The organism is Janthinobacterium agaricidamnosum, assembly GCF_003667705.1.
Classification (GTDB): domain Bacteria; phylum Pseudomonadota; class Gammaproteobacteria; order Burkholderiales; family Burkholderiaceae_D; genus Janthinobacterium.
Window position 1 is genome coordinate 3,515,070 of record NZ_CP033019.1, and the last position, 18,736, is coordinate 3,533,805.

Sequence of the window (18,736 nt, forward strand, 5' to 3'; positions counted from 1 at the left end):
ACCCGAGACCTGAGACCGCCGTGTTCCGCAAACAATTACTCTACATCACCAGCGATGCCCTGTGCGCCTACGACTGGGACCACGGCGTGCTGGGCCAGGGCCAGGCCTTCCCCGCCAGCGCGGCCGGGCTGGACGGTTTCGCCGCGTGGCTGGAAGATCCGCAGGGGCAACGGCTGGACGTGCCCGCCTACCTGCTGACGGACTTGATCGAGGAAGATTTCCAGCGCCAGCTGCTGCCCCACGTGCGCGGCAAGGCCGGCCGGGCCCTGCTGGAGCGGCGCAAGCAGCAATTACACCGCGACACGCCCTACCGGGGCAGCACCCTGCTGGGCCGCGAAAGCACGGGCCGCCACGACGACCAGGTGCTGTTCTTTGCGCTGACCAACCCATCCTTGCTGCAGCCATGGACGGAGGCGCTCGAGCACTTGCGCGTGCCCGTGGCCGGCATTTATTCGACCAGCCTGCTCAGTATCGCGCTGGTCAAAAAGCTGTCGATCGCGCATGAACACTTGCTGCTGGTGACGCAGCAGTCGGGCGGCTTGCGGCAAAGCTACTATGAAAAGGGCCAGCTGCGCTTTTCGCGCCAGACGGCCACCATCGCGCTCGACGGCGTGGCCGTGAATATTGCGCTGGAAACGGAAAAAACGCGGCAATTTCTCACCAGCACGCGCATGCTGGCGCGCGGCGACGTCTTGAATACCGTCATCCTGGCGCCGGCCGCGCAAATCGCCAAGCTCGAACTGCTGTGCGACAACGGCGTCGAAGTGGCTTACCACTTCATCGACCTGCAGCTGGCGGGCGAACGGGTGGGCTTGCGCCGCACGCCGGCGCTGGCCGACGAATTGCTGCTGACTTTGTTGGGCAAGCATCCGCCGTCCAGCCACTATCCGCCCGGCGCGCTGGCCCGCTACTACCATTTCCAGCGCGCGCGCAAGACGCTGTATGGCGCCAGCACGCTGATCGGCGCATCGGCGGCCCTGTGGTGCGCGATTAACTTGCTCGGCGGCATAGCCGACGGGGCCGCCATCGAACGCCTGGCGCAGGAAACGGCGTCCTATCAGGAGCGCTACCGCAGCGTCATGTCGACCCAGCCGCCGGCGCCGGCCAAGACGCAGAACATGAAAGTGGCCGTGACCCTGGGCCACATGATCGCCAGCCAGGCGCCGGAGCCGGGCCGGCTGCTGGGCATGCTGAGCGCCGCACTGGACCAGGCGCCGCAAGTCGCGCTCGGCCAGCTGCACTGGCATGCGGGCCAGGCGAGCGCGCGCGTGGCGAGCAATCAGACGCCGCCACAGCAGCAGCAAAGTACGGGCGCACCGGCCGGCAGCGCCCTGGCCGGCATTCCCGTCGCGCCGCCGCAGGCCTTGCGCCTGGAAGCGGACGTGGCCATGCCGAACAACGATTACCGCGCGGCCCTGGCGGCCATCACGGCCTTCGCGCAAACCCTGGCGCGCCAGCCGGGCATGCAGGTGACGATCGAGGAAACGCCGCTCGACCTGCGCCCCAGCGCGGCCCTGTCCGGCAAGAGCGCCGTGCCGGCGCCGGCCAGCCAGGCCCGCTTCACCCTCTTGCTCGCGTGGCAGCCATGAGCGGCCCCGTCAAACAGCCGCCCCTGCCCGGCATGCAACGGAGCGGCACGCCCGCGCGCGCGCTGCCCGCCTGGCTGGGCGAACTGCACCTGATACGCCGCGCCCTGCTGTGCTTTGCGCTGACCTTGCTGGCCAGCGTGGTGCTGCTGAGCCTGAGTGCCGCCTACCGGGCGCGTGAAGCGCAGCAGCTGGACCTGGCCCAGCGCACGCGTTCGGCGGCCGCCCTCCTGTTCAACCATGCGGAGGCGGAAAAGCAGGAAATCCGCGCCTACGAACCGCAATTCCTGGCCCTGCGCCAGCGCGGCCTGATCGGCGAGGAAAACCGCCTGGCCTGGATCGACGCCATCCGCCGCAGCCAGGAACAGCGCAAACTGCTGCCGATCAGCTATGACATCAGCCCGCAGCAAGGGCTGCAAGTACCGTTGCCCATGGTGATGGGACAATATCAGCTGCGCGGCAGCCGCATGCGCCTGCAGATGGATTTGCTGCACGAGATGGATTTGCTGAACCTGCTGGACGATTTGCGCCAGGCCGGGTATTTCGCCGTGCAGGATTGCACGCTCAAGCGCCACGCTGCGGCCGGGGCCGGTCCAGGCAGCGGAGCTGCGCCCACCGTGGGCGCCGAATGCGAGCTGCTGTGGCTGACCCTGGGCAGCGCGCCCGTGCCGGGGCGGCCATGAGCGGCACCCCCGTCCTGCGCCGCCCCCTCCTGCGCGCCCCCCTCCTGCGGCTTCCCCTCCTGCGCCCCCTCGTCCTGGGCGTGCTGCTGGCCGGTGCCGCGCTCACGGCCCAGGCACAGTCGCCGCAACTGGGCCGTTTGTTCCTGTCGCCCGACCAGCGCGCCCAGCTCGACGCGCAGCGCTACGGCCCGCCGGCGCCCGATCCTGCCCTGGCGGCGCCCCCGGCCCCGCCGCCGCCACCGCCGCCTGCCCCGCCCGTGGAATTGAATGGCGTGGTACAGCGCAGCAGCGGCCGCTCTACCATCTGGCTGAACCAGGAAACGCAAAACGAACCGCACAACCGCCTTGCGCGCGACAAGTCCGGCACGCCCGGCGCCCTGACCTTGCGCCTGTCGAACGGCCAGGTGGTGCTGCTGAAGCCCGGCCAGCGCTACGACCCGGCCAGCGGCACGGTCACCGAGGCGCAGCCATGACGCCGCGCCAGGCGCATCGCCAACCCCGTTGCCAGCGCGGCGCCGCCCTGTTGCTGCTGGTGGCCGTGCTGGGCCTGGGCGCGGCCAGCCTGCTGATCGGCGCCTTCGGGCGCAACACGGGCGAAGCCGAACGCCAGCAGCGCACCCTGGCCACCCTGGCGCAGGCGCGCGACGCCTTGCTGGGCTTTGCGGCGGCCAATGGCCGCCTGCCCCGCCCTGCCGCGTCCGCCCTCGACGGGCGCGAGCGCCCCGCCGACTGCGCCGGCGACGCCGAGTGCAGCGGCTTTTTGCCGTGGGTGGCGCTGGGCGTGGACGGCGTCGACGCCTGGGGCAAGCTGCTGCGCTACAGCGTCACGCCGGAAATGGCGCGCGCCCCCATCGTCTCGTTTTCCGCTGTCGCCAACAGAGTCGTGCTCACGCGCGACGGGCGCGGCGCATTCGCCTTCGTGGCGGGCCAGGACCAGTGCGACGTCAGCGCGCAATGCCTGCCCGCCGTGCTGTTCTCGCAAGGCAAGAATCACTACGGCACGGCCGCCAGCGGCGTACCGCAGATCAATACGGCACGCGGCAATATCGACGAAGCCGCCAACGACGGCGCCAGCCGCCGCTTCATTAACCGCCCCGCCACCGAACTTGCCACGCCGCCCGGTGGCGCCTTTGACGACATGCTCACCTGGATTACCTTGCCCACCCTGTATCAACGCATGCGCGCCGCGCGCAACCTGCCATGAGCGCCCTCCATGCGCGCCGCCAGGGCGGCTTTTCCCTGATCGAGATCGCCATCGTGCTCGTCATCGTCGGCCTGATGATCGGCGGCCTGGTCACGCCCTTGACGGTGCAGCTGGAACAGCGCAAGGTGGCCGAGACGCAACAGGCGCTCAATGAAGCGAAGGAAGCGCTGACGGGCTTTGCGCTGCGCTACGGCTACCTGCCGTGTCCCGCCATCTCCGCCGGCAATGGCCTGGAAGACCGGCGCGGCGCCCGCTGCACGGGCGAAAAACGTGCGGGCTTCCTGCCCTGGGCCACCCTGGGGCTGCGCCAGGGCGACAGCTGGAACAATCTGTTCCGCTACAGCGTGACGCCCGCCTTCAGCGACAGCGAGCAGCAATTCAACCTGGGCACGCCGCGCGACATCAGCATCGTCACGCGCAACGGCGGCGCGCTGCTGCAGGCGACGGCGTTAAGGGACATCCCCGCCATGATCATGTCCCACGGAAAGAACGGCTTTGGCGCCACGGGCGTGCAGGGCCAGCGCCAGGCTGTGCCTTTCGGCAACAATGTCGACGAGCGCAACAATGCATCGAACGCCACCACTGTCATCAGCCGCGCCGCCAGCGGCCCGCAGCAGCCGGGCGGCGAGTTCGACGATATCGTCGTCTGGCTGTCGCCGAACATCCTGTTCAACCGCATGGTGGCGGCGCAAAGGCTGCCCCGCTGATGCCGATGCTCCTGCCCGCCCTCACCATCGCCCGCTACACGCTGCTCGAAGCGCTGCGCAGCCGCCTGCCGTGGCTGTTCGTGCTGGCCGCCTGCGCCGCCGCCGGCCTGGCCGGCTTTCTGCAGCAACTGGCGCTGACGGAAAGCGGCGCCGTGCAGGCGGCGCTGCTGGCGGCCGCCTTGCGCCTGGCCGGCGTCTTCCTGCTGGCCACGTTCATCATCACCAGCACGGCGCGCGAAGCGGCTGACCGGGGCCTGGAATTGCTGCTGGCCTTGCCCATGCCGCGCGCAGCCTACCTGCTGGGCAAACTGCTGGGCTACGGGGCGCTGGCGGCAGCGCCCGCCGTGCTATTCGGCTTGCTGATGGCGCTGTTCGCCGCGCCCGCGCAAAGCGCGCTGTGGGCGCTGTCCTTGCTGGGAGAATTGTGGATCGTCGCCGCCTTCAGCCTGCTGTGCGCGGCCAGCCTGCAGCAGGCCCTGCCCGCGCTGGCCGCGACTAGCGCTTTCTATGTGCTGGCGCGCATGCTGGGCAGCCTGCAGCTACTCGCGCACGGCCCGCAGGCGGGCGACTCCCTGGTGCAACGGGCCACGGCAGGCGCCATCGACGTGCTGGCCCTGCTCTTGCCCCGCCTCGACGCCTTTGCGCGCACGGAGTGGCTGCTATACGCCACCGGCGACTGGCAAGCCCTGGCCAATGTGGCGGCGCAAACGGCCATCTATGTGGCCTTGCTGGCCAGTTGCGCGCTGTGCGACTTTTACCGCAGGAACATCTGATGGCCGCCGCCCAGCGTCCGTGGTCGAGCGTGCCGCGCCCCCTGTGCTGGCTGCTGGCGGCCTGCTTGCTGCTGCAGCTGGGCTGGCGCCTGGCGCAGCAGCAGGCACCGCCACAGGCGCGGCCCCTGCCTGCCGCGCCGTCGGCAGCCGTGGCACGCCTGGCCAGCCTGGGCGAGCCGCTGGCCATGGCCAAGGCCATGCTGCTGTACCTGCAATCGTTCGAAGACCAGCCCGGCGTCAGCCTGCCGTGGCGCAAGCTCGACTATGACCGCCTGGCCGGCTGGCTGGAGACGGCGCAAACACTCGACCCGCGCAGCCGCTACGCGCTGGTGGCCGCCAGCGAAGTGTACGCGGGCGTGGCCGATCCGCAGCGCGCGCGGCGCATGCTCGATTTTGTCGCCGCCAGCTTCGCCGCCGACCCGCAGCACCGCTGGCCCGCCATGGCGCAGGCGGCGCTGGTGGCCAAACACCAGTTGCACGACCTGCCGCTGGCGCTCGCCTATGCACGCCAGCTGCGCCGGCTGGCGACGGGGCCGCAAGTGCCAGCCTGGGTGCGCGAGATGGAAGCGTTCATCCTGGAAGACATGGACCAGCTCGACAGCGCACGCCTGGTGATCGGCGGCCTGATCGCCAGCGGCCAGATCAGCGACCCGCACGAACTCGCTTTCCTCGCGCGCAAGCTCGATGCACTGGCCGACAAGAAAAAGGCGGCGCCATGAGCCACCGTCCGAAATGCCATGCGCGCGCGGCGCCATTTGCAGTAAACTGCCATCCCAAGCACCAGCACTTTTTCCAAGGACATCCCATGCTCCCACGCCGCCAGCACGGCTTTACGCTCGTAGAAATCGCCATCGTCCTGGTCATCATCGGCTTGCTGCTCGGCGGCGTGCTCAAGGGACAAGGCTTGATCGACAGCGCCAAGGTGAAGAACATCATCCAGCAGTCGAATGCGCTGACGGCCGCCGTCAACGCCTACCAGGACAAATTCCGCGCCCTGCCCGGCGACGATATCCAGGGCACCGTGCACGTGCCCAATTCGGCCGGCAACGGCAATGGCGACGGCCAGATCGGCGACGGCCAGCCGCGCGAATTCACGCTGGCGCCGCAGCACCTGGCACTGGGCGGCTTCATTACCGGCTCGTTCAACGGCACCTCGCAATTCATGACCAGCGCCCAGGGCGGCGCCGTCTACCTGTACAACGATGAAGTGGGCGGACGGGCCGGCAACGGCATCCGTTTCGACAACCTGCCCGAGAGCTACGCGGAGCAGATCGACAGCAAACTCGACGATGGCGTGGCCAGCACGGGCAGCGTCCGGGCGAACATGCCCTATGGCAATACCGGTGCTATCATCCCCCGCACCGCCGTCTTTTTCTGAGCCGCCAGTCACTATCGAAGGAATACCATGCCACTGCACCGCCAACTCATCGTCTCCCTGGCCGCCGCCTGCGCCTTGCTGGCCGGCGGCGCGCACGCCCAATACGTGGGGCCGTCGACCGGCCCCGCCGCGCCCGGCAATGTGGCCGCCATCCTGAAAAATCCCGTCGACGACCAGGCCGTCGTGCTGCGCGGCAACCTGCTGCGCAAAGTGGGGAACGAGAAATACACGTTTTCCGACGGCACGGCGGAAATCCGCGTGGACATCGACGACAAGGTCTTCATGAACCGCCAGATCGACGCCAGGACCCGCGTGGAAATTCGCGGCGAAGTGGAAAAGGATTTCATGGAAAGCCCGGAAATCGATGTCGACGTGCTGACCGTGGTCCCCTAAGTTTCCCTGCCCTCCCGCCGCCACGGCGGGAGGGGCGTCACCTCCCTTCTGTATGCCTTGCGCAACCTTTTTTCCACCCAAGAAACTAGGCTTGTCAGAACAATCAATTTCGTCTAGCATCTTTTCATTCAAGGTCAGCCAGCGCCAGCGTGAGCCTGCCTGTCGACTCATCCATTCTGGGAGCTTTCCGGGTGCAAGATTTGCCTTCGATACGCTCAAGAATTTCATGGCTGGTGTTCGCCTGGGTCATTCCGACGGCCCTCGTGTTTCTCCTGCTCGTGGCGCAAAGCTACACGCGCGAACGCGACCATGTCGTCAGCGAAACGGCGCAGGCGGCGCGCGCCGTCTCCGCCGCCATCGAACGCGACTTGAGCGGCGCCCAGATGGCCGCGCGCCTGCTGGCCGCCTCGCCCGCCCTGCAAGACGACGATATCGGCGCCCTGCGCGCCCTGGCCGGCAGCCTGCTGCAGCCGGGCCTGGCCGTCAGCGCCTTCATCGTCTCCGACGCCAAGGGACGCCAGCTGATCAATACATCGCTGCCCGCCGGCCAGACACCTCCCCCCTTGCCGCAAAAATGGGCCGCCAGCATGGACCGCGCGCGCGACTACGGCAAGCCACGGCTGACCAGTTTGCTGACGGCGCCGGACGAGGTGCCGCGGCTGGCCCTGAACCAACGCTTGCCGCGTAACAAGGGGCCCGCCTATGTGCTGACGGCGCTGTACCCGCCCGACTACCTGCCCTTGCTGCTGCGCGAGCTGCACCTGCCGGCCTACCTGGGCGCGGCCATCGTCAACGCCGACGGCATCAACGTGGCGCGCACCCTGGCGCCCCAGCGCTATGTGGGCCAGCGCAGCCCGGCGCCCCTGCTGGAGCAGATACGCCAGCAGCGCGAAGGCGTGCTGCGCCACGCCACCCTGGAAGGCATCGACGTGTATACGGGCTTTCGCCGCGCGCCGGACGACGCCTGGACGGTGGCCGTCACCATCCGCACCAGCACGGTGGCCGAAGCCCTGCTGCGCTCCGTCGTCACCGGCTCCCTCATCCTGGCCCTGCTGCTGGGCGCCGGCTTTGCCCTGGCCTGGCGTGTGGGCGGCCGCCTGGCCCGCACCCTGCAGGAACTGACCGTGCAGATCCATGCGCTGGCGCAAGGCAAACCCCTGCTTTCGAACAAGCACACGGACCGCGAATCGGCCGACATGGCAGCCGCGCTGGGCGCGCTGGAACGCGACTTGCGGCGCCACCGCACACAGCTCGAAAGCCTGGTGAGCGAGCGCACCCTGGCCCTGGAAAAATCCACGCGCCTGCTGGAAACCGTCTACGCGACGGCGCCCATCGGCATGCTGTTCGTGGGACTGGACTTGCGCGTCGTCATGATCAACCAGTACCTGGCCGCCATCCACGGGGCCAGCGTGGCGCAGCATCTGGGCCGTCCCGTGGGTGCCATGCTGTTCGACGACGCCGTGCGCATGGAGGTGGAACGCTGCGTGCGCCAGGTGCTCGAGACGGGATCGCCCATCGTCGACCTCGAATTGCAGGGTCATGGCGGGCGGCAGCGCGAGCAGCTCAGTCACTGGATCGTCTCGTATCACCCGATTTTCGGCCCCGAGCAGCAGTTGCTGGGCGTGTCGGGCCTGTGGCTGGACATTAGCGAGCGCAAGCGCAGCGAAGCGGAATTTCGCCGCTCGAAACACCTGTTCGGCACCATCATTGAAAACATCCCGGCCATGGTCTTCGTCAAGCGCGCCGACAAGCTGAGCTTTGAAATGGTCAACCGCCACGCGGAACTGACCCTGGGACGCTCGCGCGAGCAATTGCTGGGCAAGACGGACCACGACTTCTTCCCGCCGCAGCAGGCGGCCGCCTTCGTCAGCGCCGACCGCAAGCTGCTGGCCACGGGGCAGATGGTGGAAATCGACCAGGAGCCGATCAACACGGCCGACGGCACCACGCGCCACTTCACCACGCGCAAGGTGGTGCTGCGCGACGACGCGGGGCGCGCCAGCCACGTGCTGGGGGTGTCGATCGACATCACGGAACGCAAGCGCGCCACCGAGGTGCTGCACGCCACCACCTTGCGCCTGGAACAGAGCGAGCGCTTCATCCGCACCGTCACCGACAACCTGCCCGGCATGGTGTCGTACTGGGGCGCCGATTTGCGTTGCCGATTTGCAAATAATTTCTATAATGAATGGTTTGGCCGCAGCAGCGCCGAGCTGGCCGGCATCCACATGAGCGAATTGCTGGGGCAGGAACTGTTCGATGTGTATGCGCCCCACGTCGAGGGCGTGCTGGCGGGCCGGCCGCAAAGCTTCGAGCGCGACCTGCTCGATCCCGGCGGCCAGGTCTGCCATACGTGGACCAATTACATTCCCGACGTCGACGACGGCGGCGGCGTGCGCGGCTTCTTCGTGCTGGCCTCGGACGTCTCTGAACTCAAGCGCACGGAATTGCGCCTGCACGAACTCAACGAGCAGATGGTGCGCGCGCGCGACAAGGCCGAGGCGGCCAGCACGGCGAAGAGCGAATTCGTCGCCAACATGAGCCATGAAATCCGCACGCCGATGAACGCCATCATCGGCCTGGCGCGCCTGCTGGAAGAGTCGCCGCTGGAACGGCGCGAGCGCAGCTACGTCGGCAAGATCCAGATGGCCACGCAGTCGCTGCTCCATATCGTCAACGACGTGCTCGATTTTTCCAAGATCGAGGCGGGACAGATGGTGCTGGAACAGCGCCGCTTCCAGCTCGAACGCATGCTGGACAGCGTCGGCGTCTTGCTGGCCAGCAGCGCCTGGGCGCGCGGCGTGGAGCCCGTGTTCGTGCTGGCCCCCGGCGTGCCGGACGAGCTGATCGGCGACGCCCTGCGCGTGGAACAGATCCTGATCAACCTGGTGGGCAACGCCGTCAAATTCACTTCGCATGGCGAAGTGGTGCTGGCCATCGGCATGGCGGCCGAGGATGCGGCCAGCGTGACCCTGGAGTTTTCCGTGCGCGACACGGGCATCGGCATCGGCGCGGCCGAGCAGGAACGCATCTTCGACGCATTTTCCCAGGGCGACAGCGGCACCAGCCGCAAATACGGCGGCACGGGATTGGGGCTGGCCATCTGCCGGCGCATGGTGGAATTGATGGGCGGCCAGCTCAGCGTGAAAAGCGCGCTGGGCCAGGGTTCCGACTTCCGCTTCCGCTGCCGCTTCGGCAAGGCGGCGGCGCCGCACGAGCCGCGCCGCAAGGGCGCGCCCAGGGCCCTGTCGCTGCTGATCATCGACGACAACGCCAGCGTGCGCGCCATGCTGGAAGACTGGTGCGCGGCGCAGGGCTGGCACAGCCGCAGCGCCGACAGCGGCGCGGCCGGCCTGGCGCTGCTGCGCCAGGCCGGTGGCCCGGACGGCTTGCCGCCGGCAGACCTGGTGCTGCTCGACGCGGCCATGCCAGGCATGGATGGCATTTCCATGCTCACCGAGGCGCGCGCCGAGGCGCTCTTGGCGCTGCCGCCCGTGATCATGCTGGTGGCCGACCAGGACAGCGAAAACCTCGAACGCCTGGCCGACAGCCTGATGCTGGCCGGCATCGTCTCGAAACCGGCCACCCCGGCACGCCTGCTGGCGGCCGTCACCGCCGTGCGGGATGGACGCAATGGCCGCAACGCGCCATCCATGCTGCCCGTGTCCACGCCCTTGTCGGGCTTGCTGGAAGGCATGCGCGTCCTGCTGGTGGAAGACAATGAAATCAACCAGGAAGTGGCGCAGTACATCCTGCTGCACTCGGGCGCGCGCGTGGCCGTGGCCGCCAACGGCAGGCTGGCCGTCGACTTGCTGGCCAGCACGCCGGACGCCTGGGACGTGGTGCTGATGGATTTGCAGATGCCCGTCATGAACGGCTACGACGCCACCCTGGCCATCCGCGCGCTGGGCTTGCCGGACCTGCCCATCGTCGCCATGACGGCCAATGCCATGGACGAGGACCGTCTGCGCGCCATCGCCAGCGGCATGAATGCGCATGTGGCCAAACCCATCGATGTCGACGACATGATCGAGACCCTGACCCGGCTGGTGCCGGCGCCGCCGGGTGCGGGCACTGGCGGCAGCGCCATGCCGGCCGCGAACGCCGTCGCGTGGATGGCCGATGTGCCGGCCACGGTGCCCGGCATCGACCTGACGGCGGCCCTGCACCGCTTCGGCGGCGACTACGGCGCCTTCCTGGCCCTGCTCAAGCGCTTTGAAAATTCGCAAGGCGACGCCGTCGAGGACACGCGGCGCCTGCTGGCCGCCGGCCAGACGCGGCAGGCGGCGCAACTGCTGCACCGCGTGTGCGGCGTGGCGGCCAACCTGGGCGCCGCCCACGTCGCCAGCCTGGCAGGCGAGGCGGAAAAAACGCTGAAAACGGCGCAATCGCACGCGACACCCGCCTTGCTGGGACAGCTGGAACTGGCGATGGCCGAAGTCATCGAGGCGGCGCGCACCCTGCCCTCGCCCCTGCGGCGCGGGCAGCCTGCACCCGCCGCACCCGGCAGCGCCCCGCCCGACCTGCGCGCCGGCCTGGCCGACTTGCTTGTCCTGATCCGCAACAATAACCTGAAGGCGCTGGCCCAATTCCACGCGCTGCACCCCGCCCTGCAACAATCAGACCGGGAAGCGGCCCTGGCGCTGGCCAACGCGATCGAAACCCTGAATTTTTCCGAAGCGGAAAAACTCGTGCTCGATCAGCTGAAACGAGAGGAAAACAAGTGAGCTGGACCAACCTTGCCATGAACGGGCGCATCCTCATCGTCGATGACGCCATGGAAAACATCCAGATCCTGCACCAGTTGCTGCGCGAGGAACACGACGTGCTGTTCGCCCTGAGCGGAGAGAAGGCGCTGGAGATTGCGCATAATCAACTGCCGGACCTGATCCTGCTCGACGCCGTCATGCCCGGCATGGATGGCTACGCCGTCTGCAATGCGCTGCGCGAATCGGCCATCCTGAGCGCCATTCCCGTCATTTTCGTCACGGCCCTGAACCAGCCCGAGGACGAGACGCGGGCGCTGGAAGCGGGCGCCGTCGATTTCATCACGAAACCGTTCAACGCAGCCGTCGTGCGGGCCCGCGTGCGCAGCCAGCTGACCATCAAGCGGCAGGCCGACGCCATGCGCGAGCTGTCGCTGACGGATACGCTGACGGGCGTGGCCAACCGGCGCAGCTTCAATGACACGATGGACAGCGAATGGCGGCGCTGCGCGCGCGACGGCGTGCCGATGGCCCTCATCATGGCCGATATCGACCACTTCAAGGATTACAACGACACGTATGGCCACCAGGCGGGCGACCTGTGCCTGCAGCAGGTGAGCGACGCCCTGCGCCGCTGCGCCGTGCGCCCGCCCGACCTGCTGGCGCGCTACGGCGGCGAGGAATTCATCATCCTGCTGCCGCAGGAAACGCGCGACGGCGCCGAAGTGGTGGCCCAGCGCATCCTCGACGAGGTGCGCGCGCTGCAAATTGCCCACGCCAGATCGAGCGCCGGCCCGTACGTCACCGTCAGCCTGGGCATGGCCAGCGTCATGCCCACGGAAGGCATGGACCCCAGCGCCCTGATCCGCGCCGCCGACGCCCTGCTGTACCGCGCCAAGCAGACGGGGCGGGACAGGTATTGCGCGTCGGAGGGGGAGTAAAGAGGAGGCGCGCGCACCTGCGTCGGCTTACGCCCTGCGGGCTAAGCCGACCTACGCCGACCTGCGATGTGGGCTCAGATTGCCACTCAGGGATAGCAACGCATCAGAAATTCCGCCACGCACACGGGTTTCGTGTCGCCTTCCCTCTCCATGGTCACGGCCCAGTTCACCTGCGCCCCTTCCGGCACGTCCTCGACGGAGAGGATGTCGAGCCGCGCGCGCAGGCGGCTGCCGACGGGCACGGGCGCGGGGAAACGCACTTTATTGAGGCCATAGTTGATGGCCATGCGGATGCCGGCCATGTGCAACGCTCCCGCAAGCATGGCGGGCAGCAGAGATAAGGTCAGGAAACCGTGCGCCACGGTGCAGCCGTACGGCGACTCGCGCGCGCAGCGCTCGGCGTCCACATGGATCCACTGATGGTCGTCCGTGGCGTCGGCAAAGGTGTCGATGCGCTGCTGCGTGATGGTGAGCCAGTCGGAAACGGCCACGTGCTGTCCCGACAAGGCCTGGAAACCGGCGATGCCGGCGATATCACGCATGGTGCTCTCCGGCCGGACGGCGCCCGAACATACCCATGCCTTCGACGGTGGTCACCACTTCGCCATGCTGGTTGCGCACGCTCCACACGGAAATGACGATGCCGCGGTCCGGCTTCGACGTCGACGGGCGCACTTCCTTGACCTGGTAGGTCAGCTGCAGGGTGTCGCCCGCGCGCACGGGTTTGAGCCAGCGGATGCTGTCCAGGCCGGGCGAGCCCATGCTGGACGAATGCTTGAGCAGGTTATCTACCACCAGGCGCATCATCATGCCGCAGGTATGCCAGCCGCTGGCGATGACGCCTTTGAAAATGGTCTTTTCCGCCGCAGCATGGTCGACGTGAAACGGCTGCGGGTCGAAATCCGTGGCGAAGGCGATGATTTCCTTTTCTGTCACGTGGCGCTGGCCCAGGTCGATTTCCAGGCCTAGTGTAAAGTCTTCGAAATACCAGTGTTTCGGGGCAATAGCGGTCGATGCGGTCATGCGGTCTCCGTCGGCAAGAAGCCCGGCTGGGCGATAAAGCGCTCGATGTGATGGTCCACGTCGCCCAGGGTCAGGGCGATCATGGAGAGGCGCTTGAAATGATGGGCGGCGGGCAATTCGTCCGTCACGCCCATGCCGCCATGCAATTGCACGGCTTGCTGGCCGACAAAGGTGGCGGCCAGGCCCACCCGCGCCTTGGCGGCGGACACGGTACGGCGGCGCTCGGACGCATCCTCGCTGCCGGCCTTGGCGGCGGCCAGCATGGCCATCGACCGGGCTTGCTCCAGGTGGATGAACATGTCGGCCATGCGGTGCTGCAAGGCCTGGAACTTGCCGATCGGCGCGCCGAACTGCTGGCGCGTTTTTAAGTATTCAAGCGTGGCGGCAAAGATGGCGTCCATGGCGCCCACGGCTTCCGCGCACAGCAAGGCGGCGCCATAGTCGAGTGCGGCATCGAGCACGGGCCAGCCCTGCCCCTTTTGTCCGACCAGGGCCTCATGCCCCAGCACCACTTGCACGAGGGTCACGGTGGCGGCGCGCTGGCCGTCGATGGTGCGGTAGTCGCGCACGGAAACACCGGGCGCGTCGACGGGCACGAGGAACAGCGAAATGCCCTCCGTCTCATCCTGGCCGCCGCCGCTGCGCGCCGACACAATCAGAGAATCCGCCTGGGCGCCATGGATGACGACGGTTTTCTCGCCGTCGAGCACGAAGCCGTCGCCGCTGGCCGTGGCCGTCGTGGCGATGTCGTGCAGGTCGTGGCGCGACTGCCGCTCGCCGAGCGCGCAAGCCAGTTTCAGGCTGCCGCTGGCCACCTGTTCCAGCACCGCATCATGGCCGCCCGCCAGGGTCAAGAAGCGCGCTCCCAGCACGGTGGCGAAATACGGCTCGACCACGAGGCCGCGCCCCAGTTCCTGCATCACCAGCAGCATATCGACGGCCGTGCCGTCGAAACCGCCCGCAGCGGCCGGCAGCGGCAAGGCCGTCATGCCCAGCTCGGCCAGGGTGGCCCAGGCGGCATCGGACGTACCCGTGGCGGAATGGATGATGGTTTGCCGCGTCTCAAACGGGTAATCCTTGTCGACCCAGCGCCGGAGCGCGTCGGCGAATTGCTGCTGTTCCTGATTGAATTGGAAGTCCATGTCGTCTCCTTCTGGCTTACAGGCCCAGGATCATCTGCGTGATGATGTTTTTCTGGATTTCATTCGAGCCGCCATAGATCGATGTCTTGCGGTAATTGAAGTAGTACGCGGCCAGCGGCGCGGCCAGGTCGTCGCCAGCGCTGCTGTGCGGCGCGCTGCCGTCAAGAAATGCCGGGTCGAATGGCAAGGCTTGCGGGCCGATGGCTTCCACCATCAATTCCGTCAGTTGCTGCTGCAGTTCCGAGCCGCGCACCTTCAGCATGGACGCCTGCGGTCCCGGCCCCTTGCCCTCGTCGCTGATGACGCGCAAGACCGTCATTTCCAGCGCCATCAATTCGATTTCCAGGGTAGCGACCTTGGCGGCAAACGCGGGGTCGTGCAGCAGCGGCGCGCCGCGCTTGGTCTGCTGCATGGCCAGCTGCTTGAGGAAAGTCAATTCGCGCTTCGAGCGGCCCACGGCGGCGATGCCCGTGCGCTCGTGGCCCAGCAGATACTTGGCGTAGGTCCATCCCTTGTTTTCCTGGCCGACCAGATTGCTGACGGGCACGCGCACATTGTCAAAAAAGACTTCGTTCACTTCGTGTTCTTCGTCGAGCATGATGATGGGGCGCACGGTGATGCCCGGCGTTTTCATGTCGATCAGCAAGAAACTGATGCCTTCCTGCTTGCGCACCGTGCTGTCCGTGCGCACCAGGCAAAAGATCATGTCCGCGTGCTGGCCCAGGGTGGTCCAGGTTTTCTGGCCGTTAACGATGTAATGGTCACCGTCGCGCTCGGCCGTCGTTTTCAGCGAGGCCAGGTCGGAACCTGCGCCCGGCTCAGAATAGCCCTGGCACCACCAGTCGTCGCAGTTGAGGATACGCGGTAAGTAATATGCCTTTTGTTCGGCGTTGGCGAAGGCCATGATGACGGGCGCCACCATATTGACGCCGAAGGGCAAAATCGGCGGCGTGGCGGCGCGCGCGCACTCGTCTTCCCAGATATGGCGCTGCACGGACGTCCAGCCCGTGCCGCCGTATTCGACGGGCCAGGCCGGCGCGGCCCAGCCTTGTTGCGCGACAATCTTGTGCCAGCGCACATAGTCGTCCTTGGCCAGACGCAGATGCTGGCGCACCTTGCGCTGCAAGTCCGCCGGCAGATGGGTGTCGAGGAAGGCGCGCACCGTGTCGCGGAACGCCGTCTCCCCGGCCGTGTAATGCAGGTCCATGTCTGTCTCCTTGTTCTTATGAGTTGCCGTGATGCCTGCACGCAAGGAAGCTCAGCGCACAAAAAAGCACGACCGTTCTCAAGGATTGTACAACAGATTGGGAGCGGCGCCAGGGCTTTTACACAGGCCGGCGCCGGGTGGCATTGGCCGGCTGGCGGCCCGCAGCCGCCGTTGGCATCGCGTCTATGTGTGCGACAGAATATTGATGAGCTTGCCAAAAGGGTCGCGCACGAAAAAGCGCCTGACGCCCCAGGGCTCATCGCTCAGCCCATACTCGATGGCAAACCCTGCGGCAACCATGCGTGCAAATGCGGTATCGACGTCATCGACTTCAATCGACAGGTCTGGCACGGCCGTATTCGAGCCGCCTTGCGTGGCGAAGCTCACTTGAACACTCATCTCGGTTTGCGCACCATACGTCATGATCCAGCCGTGGTCCATCAGCAGGCTCAGGCCCAGCACCTCCTCGTAAAACCTCCGCGCCAGGCCCGGATCCGACACGGGGACATTGGCAACGATACGCTTGACTTGCATATTTTTCCTCCGTGTTAATGATTGAACCATTCAAAGCTCACCCCTGCCATTCCACATCCACAACCGCACCCAGAAGTGGTGGCGAATCGAATTGAAATTCATTCCATGGCAGATAGCCAATTCCACCACCTGCCGGTAGCAGGCAGCCAACTCGCCCTCTCGTCCGCCAAGTTCGGACGTAAGTACCATGGATGGTTCAGACCGTGGAAATGAAGGCGGCTGAAGGCACTGTGTACATGTTGACGTGTCCACGCCTGCATGTCTGTCCGGACCGAAATAGAACTCTTTCTTCAAGAGAAAGCAAAGCTCTACATTCAGCAACGAAACTGGTTTGGCTTCAGCCATCCAAGGTTTCATATGGTTGCAATAAAATTAATCTCAAGGGTTCTACGGAAAGGTCCGCTTCTGATGAGATTGCCACTTTTCACGATTACCTCTTTAGTAACAGCCCACGTAGAAGCAAATCCAATGCCGCAACTCCTTTTATCAAGCGCGCATTGCCTTCGTCACCGTCGGCGATCCAGAACGCCGCTTCTGCGAGACTGCCGTAGATCATCGAAGCCAGTGCCTCTGGGCAAGTGTCGGCCACGATGCCTTGATGAATCAGCTCGCGGATAAGCCCTTGCATCGACTCGAGGCAATGACGCTGCGAGTCCGGTGAAGCGCCTCCCAGCACCGCCCTGGCATCGCGTAAAACGATGCGCTGAATTTCCGGCTCCAGGGCCATCTCCAGATAGGCACGGCAGCGATGACGAAAGCCTTCCCACAGATCGCCAGCGCTGTCGGAGATGCTTTGCAGGCGACCATCCATTTCCGCGTCGATCTGCTCTACCACCGCCAGCAGCAAGCCCTTCTTATCGCCGAAGTGATGATACAGCGCACCACGCGTCAGTCCTGCCTGCGCGGTGAGGTCGTCCATTGACGTATCGGCATAACCGCGCTCGCTGAACACTGTGCGGGCGGTAGCCAGCAACGATGCTCGGGTTTCTTCCATCTCCACACGCGTGCGGCGAACCATTGCTTTCTCCTTACATACATAACGTATGATTGTTTACATACGGTGCGTATGAATATACACTATTCATACGCGATGTATGTATTATCACTGGGACGCGTCTCCGCTGCAAGCATCGCATGCAGGGACCGATATCGATCCCCTTTGGCATCCGCTGCCACTGCATAGCAGCGGTCCGACGCCGCCTTTACCGGCACAAGCCGTTTATCGAATGATCAAATGAAGGATATGCACCATGAGTACGTCCCCCTACGCTGCCGCAGAAACGGCTGTCCGCCACCCGTGGCTGGCGGTCAGCGCTGTCGGCATGGCCACCTTTTCGGTCGTGACGACGGAAATGCTGCCGGTCGGCCTGTTGACGCCGATCGCTGACACCCTGGGCACCTCCACCGGAACCGCCGGGCTGATGATCTCGCTGCCGGCATTGCTGGCGGCCTTGTTCGCGCCGCTGGTCGTGATCGTCTCGGGAAACATGGACCGGCGCACAATTCTCTGTGGCTTGCTCACTCTATTGTTGCTCGCAAACATAGCCTCGGCTCTGGCGCAGAACATGGCGTGGATGCTGGCGGCACGTGTTCTCGTCGGTTTTTGCATGGGCGGAATCTGGGCCATCGCCGGCGGTCTGGCGTCCCGGCTTGTTCCTGCCCGCTCGATCGGCCTGGCAACGTCGATTATCTTCGGTGGCGTGGCGGCCGCTTCCGTGCTGGGTGTGCCGCTAGGCGCACAAATCGGCGACGTTGCAGGATGGCGCTGGGCCTTCGGCGCCATGGCGCTGTTCAGCGGCCTGGCACTGGTGCTGCATCTGGCTGTCATTCCCGCCCTGCCCGCTGCCGGTTCGACGACCTTGCGCCAATTCGGCAAACAGCTGCACAACCGGCAGTTGCAGGCGGGGCTGCTCCTGACCCTGTTGCTTGTAACCAGCCATTTCACGGCCTTTACCTTCGTGCGCCCGCTGCTGCTGTCGATGTCGGGGTTTGATGCGCAATGGCTGGGCACACTGCTGTTTTCCTATGGCTTCGCGGGCATCATTGGCAACTTCCTGGCCGGCGGCGTTGCGGCGCGGCGCGCAGCGCCAACCATCCTAGCCATCGCGGGCGGCCTGCTGCTCACGCCACTGCTGTTTCTGGCTGTCGGCGACTCCAGCACCGCTGGCGGCGTGGTCTTGCTGGCGTGGGGACTGGCCTACGGCGGCGTATCGGTCGGCCTGATGACCTTGATGCTGAAGGCGGCGCCCGGGGCCGTGGAGATCGTCGCCGCGCTGTATGTGGGAGTCTTCAATATCGGCATTGCGCTCGGGGCGTGGGCCGGCGGTCAAGCCGTGGACAGGCTGGGCCTCTCGGCCAACCTCTGGCTTGCCGCAGGTTTCGCCGCTGCTGCTTTGCTGCTGGCTTTTGGCATCAACTTTGTTAATGCCAACAAACAACTTGGCCCTGCACGAGATTGA

At 66.1% G+C, this 18,736-nt stretch carries 18 protein-coding genes; 12 read left to right on the forward strand and 6 right to left on the reverse strand.

What is annotated here, in order from left to right; genetic code table 11:
* The first annotated feature begins 20 nt into the window (after positions 1 to 20).
* The 11 genes from D9M09_RS15865 (at position 21) to D9M09_RS15925 (ending at position 12,371) form a co-directional block, all read left to right on the forward strand.
* Positions 21 to 1,589, forward strand: a complete 1,569-nt coding sequence (locus D9M09_RS15865; protein ID WP_121669844.1) for a hypothetical protein — start codon at positions 21 to 23, stop codon at positions 1,587 to 1,589.
* Positions 1,586 to 2,269, forward strand: a complete 684-nt coding sequence (locus tag D9M09_RS15870) for a hypothetical protein (protein WP_227741991.1) — start codon at positions 1,586 to 1,588, stop codon at positions 2,267 to 2,269. The genes D9M09_RS15865 and D9M09_RS15870 overlap by 4 nt, the downstream gene beginning before the upstream one ends.
* Positions 2,266 to 2,742 (forward strand): hypothetical protein, encoded by a 477-nt coding sequence (locus D9M09_RS29090; protein ID WP_162995719.1) that lies wholly within the window; start codon positions 2,266 to 2,268, stop codon positions 2,740 to 2,742. Before D9M09_RS15870 ends, D9M09_RS29090 begins: the two co-directional genes overlap by 4 nt.
* Positions 2,739 to 3,473 (forward strand): hypothetical protein, encoded by a 735-nt coding sequence (locus tag D9M09_RS15890; RefSeq protein WP_121669846.1) that lies wholly within the window; start codon positions 2,739 to 2,741, stop codon positions 3,471 to 3,473. Before D9M09_RS29090 ends, D9M09_RS15890 begins: the two co-directional genes overlap by 4 nt.
* A complete protein-coding gene (locus D9M09_RS30045; RefSeq protein WP_121669847.1) occupies positions 3,470 to 4,180 on the forward strand; it encodes a type II secretion system protein in 711 nt (236 codons plus the stop codon). Before D9M09_RS15890 ends, D9M09_RS30045 begins: the two co-directional genes overlap by 4 nt.
* Positions 4,180 to 4,953, forward strand: a complete 774-nt coding sequence (locus D9M09_RS30050) for an ABC transporter permease subunit (protein ID WP_162995720.1) — start codon at positions 4,180 to 4,182, stop codon at positions 4,951 to 4,953. Before D9M09_RS30045 ends, D9M09_RS30050 begins: the two co-directional genes overlap by 1 nt.
* The gene (locus tag D9M09_RS15905) at positions 4,953 to 5,672 is read left to right on the forward strand and encodes a hypothetical protein (protein WP_121669848.1); all 720 of its coding nucleotides are present in this window, start codon (positions 4,953 to 4,955) and stop codon (positions 5,670 to 5,672) included. The genes D9M09_RS30050 and D9M09_RS15905 overlap by 1 nt, the downstream gene beginning before the upstream one ends.
* Positions 5,673 to 5,758: 86 nt before the next feature.
* Positions 5,759 to 6,331, forward strand: a complete 573-nt coding sequence (locus D9M09_RS15910) for a prepilin-type N-terminal cleavage/methylation domain-containing protein (protein WP_070313522.1) — start codon at positions 5,759 to 5,761, stop codon at positions 6,329 to 6,331.
* Positions 6,332 to 6,358: 27 nt separating this feature from the next.
* The gene (locus D9M09_RS15915; RefSeq protein ID WP_070313521.1) at positions 6,359 to 6,724 is read left to right on the forward strand and encodes a YgiW/YdeI family stress tolerance OB fold protein; all 366 of its coding nucleotides are present in this window, start codon (positions 6,359 to 6,361) and stop codon (positions 6,722 to 6,724) included.
* A 233-nt stretch (positions 6,725 to 6,957) separates the two neighbouring features.
* On the forward strand, positions 6,958 to 11,451 hold the full coding sequence (locus D9M09_RS15920) for a PAS domain-containing protein (RefSeq protein ID WP_240453394.1): 4,494 nt from the start codon (positions 6,958 to 6,960) through the stop codon (positions 11,449 to 11,451).
* On the forward strand, positions 11,448 to 12,371 hold the full coding sequence (locus tag D9M09_RS15925) for a diguanylate cyclase domain-containing protein (RefSeq protein WP_121669850.1): 924 nt from the start codon (positions 11,448 to 11,450) through the stop codon (positions 12,369 to 12,371). Before D9M09_RS15920 ends, D9M09_RS15925 begins: the two co-directional genes overlap by 4 nt.
* Positions 12,372 to 12,457: 86 nt before the next feature.
* On the opposite strand, the gene D9M09_RS15930 is transcribed toward D9M09_RS15925, so the two are convergent.
* The 6 genes from D9M09_RS15930 to D9M09_RS15955 form a co-directional block, all read right to left on the reverse strand.
* On the reverse strand, positions 12,458 to 12,913 hold the full coding sequence (locus D9M09_RS15930) for a MaoC family dehydratase (protein ID WP_121669851.1): 456 nt from the start codon (positions 12,911 to 12,913) through the stop codon (positions 12,458 to 12,460).
* Positions 12,906 to 13,394 carry a MaoC family dehydratase gene (locus tag D9M09_RS15935; RefSeq protein ID WP_099411438.1) on the reverse strand — a complete coding sequence of 163 codons (489 nt, stop codon included), beginning with the start codon at positions 13,392 to 13,394 and terminating at the stop codon, positions 12,906 to 12,908. Before D9M09_RS15935 ends, D9M09_RS15930 begins: the two co-directional genes overlap by 8 nt.
* Positions 13,391 to 14,536, reverse strand: a complete 1,146-nt coding sequence (locus D9M09_RS15940; protein WP_121669852.1) for an acyl-CoA dehydrogenase family protein — start codon at positions 14,534 to 14,536, stop codon at positions 13,391 to 13,393. Before D9M09_RS15940 ends, D9M09_RS15935 begins: the two co-directional genes overlap by 4 nt.
* A 16-nt stretch (positions 14,537 to 14,552) precedes the next feature.
* A complete protein-coding gene (locus D9M09_RS15945; RefSeq protein ID WP_121669853.1) occupies positions 14,553 to 15,743 on the reverse strand; it encodes an acyl-CoA dehydrogenase family protein in 1,191 nt (396 codons plus the stop codon).
* Between the two features lie 183 nt (positions 15,744 to 15,926).
* Entirely contained in the window at positions 15,927 to 16,277 is a 351-nt protein-coding gene (locus tag D9M09_RS15950; RefSeq protein ID WP_070222911.1) for a VOC family protein, read from the reverse strand.
* Between the two features lie 430 nt (positions 16,278 to 16,707).
* A complete protein-coding gene (locus D9M09_RS15955) occupies positions 16,708 to 17,295 on the reverse strand; it encodes a TetR/AcrR family transcriptional regulator (RefSeq protein ID WP_070222914.1) in 588 nt (195 codons plus the stop codon).
* 232 nt (positions 17,296 to 17,527) lie between these two features.
* On the opposite strand from D9M09_RS15955, the gene D9M09_RS15960 reads away from it, so the two are divergent.
* Positions 17,528 to 18,736: an MFS transporter gene (locus D9M09_RS15960; protein ID WP_121669854.1), complete on the forward strand. Its 1,209-nt coding sequence runs from the start codon at positions 17,528 to 17,530 to the stop codon at positions 18,734 to 18,736.

What these genes read in the sequence shown, in the direction of transcription:
- D9M09_RS15870 (WP_227741991.1), top strand. Translation starts at nt 1,586, where the DNA reads ATGAGCGGCCCCGTCAAACAGCCGCCCCTGCCCGGCATGCAACGGAGC.
- D9M09_RS29090 (WP_162995719.1), top strand. Translation starts at nt 2,266, where the DNA reads ATGAGCGGCACCCCCGTCCTGCGCCGCCCCCTCCTGCGCGCCCCCCTC.
- D9M09_RS15890 (WP_121669846.1), top strand. Translation starts at nt 2,739, where the DNA reads ATGACGCCGCGCCAGGCGCATCGCCAACCCCGTTGCCAGCGCGGCGCC.
- D9M09_RS30045 (WP_121669847.1), top strand. Translation starts at nt 3,470, where the DNA reads ATGAGCGCCCTCCATGCGCGCCGCCAGGGCGGCTTTTCCCTGATCGAG.
- D9M09_RS30050 (WP_162995720.1), top strand. Translation starts at nt 4,180, where the DNA reads ATGCCGATGCTCCTGCCCGCCCTCACCATCGCCCGCTACACGCTGCTC.
- D9M09_RS15905 (WP_121669848.1), top strand. Translation starts at nt 4,953, where the DNA reads ATGGCCGCCGCCCAGCGTCCGTGGTCGAGCGTGCCGCGCCCCCTGTGC.
- D9M09_RS15910 (WP_070313522.1), top strand. Translation starts at nt 5,759, where the DNA reads ATGCTCCCACGCCGCCAGCACGGCTTTACGCTCGTAGAAATCGCCATC.
- D9M09_RS15915 (WP_070313521.1), top strand. Translation starts at nt 6,359, where the DNA reads ATGCCACTGCACCGCCAACTCATCGTCTCCCTGGCCGCCGCCTGCGCC.
- D9M09_RS15930 (WP_121669851.1), bottom strand. Translation starts at nt 12,913, where the DNA reads ATGCGTGATATCGCCGGCATCGCCGGTTTCCAGGCCTTGTCGGGACAG.
- D9M09_RS15935 (WP_099411438.1), bottom strand. Translation starts at nt 13,394, where the DNA reads ATGACCGCATCGACCGCTATTGCCCCGAAACACTGGTATTTCGAAGAC.
- D9M09_RS15940 (WP_121669852.1), bottom strand. Translation starts at nt 14,536, where the DNA reads ATGGACTTCCAATTCAATCAGGAACAGCAGCAATTCGCCGACGCGCTC.
- D9M09_RS15945 (WP_121669853.1), bottom strand. Translation starts at nt 15,743, where the DNA reads ATGGACCTGCATTACACGGCCGGGGAGACGGCGTTCCGCGACACGGTG.
- D9M09_RS15950 (WP_070222911.1), bottom strand. Translation starts at nt 16,277, where the DNA reads ATGCAAGTCAAGCGTATCGTTGCCAATGTCCCCGTGTCGGATCCGGGC.
- D9M09_RS15955 (WP_070222914.1), bottom strand. Translation starts at nt 17,295, where the DNA reads ATGGTTCGCCGCACGCGTGTGGAGATGGAAGAAACCCGAGCATCGTTG.
- D9M09_RS15960 (WP_121669854.1), top strand. Translation starts at nt 17,528, where the DNA reads ATGAGTACGTCCCCCTACGCTGCCGCAGAAACGGCTGTCCGCCACCCG.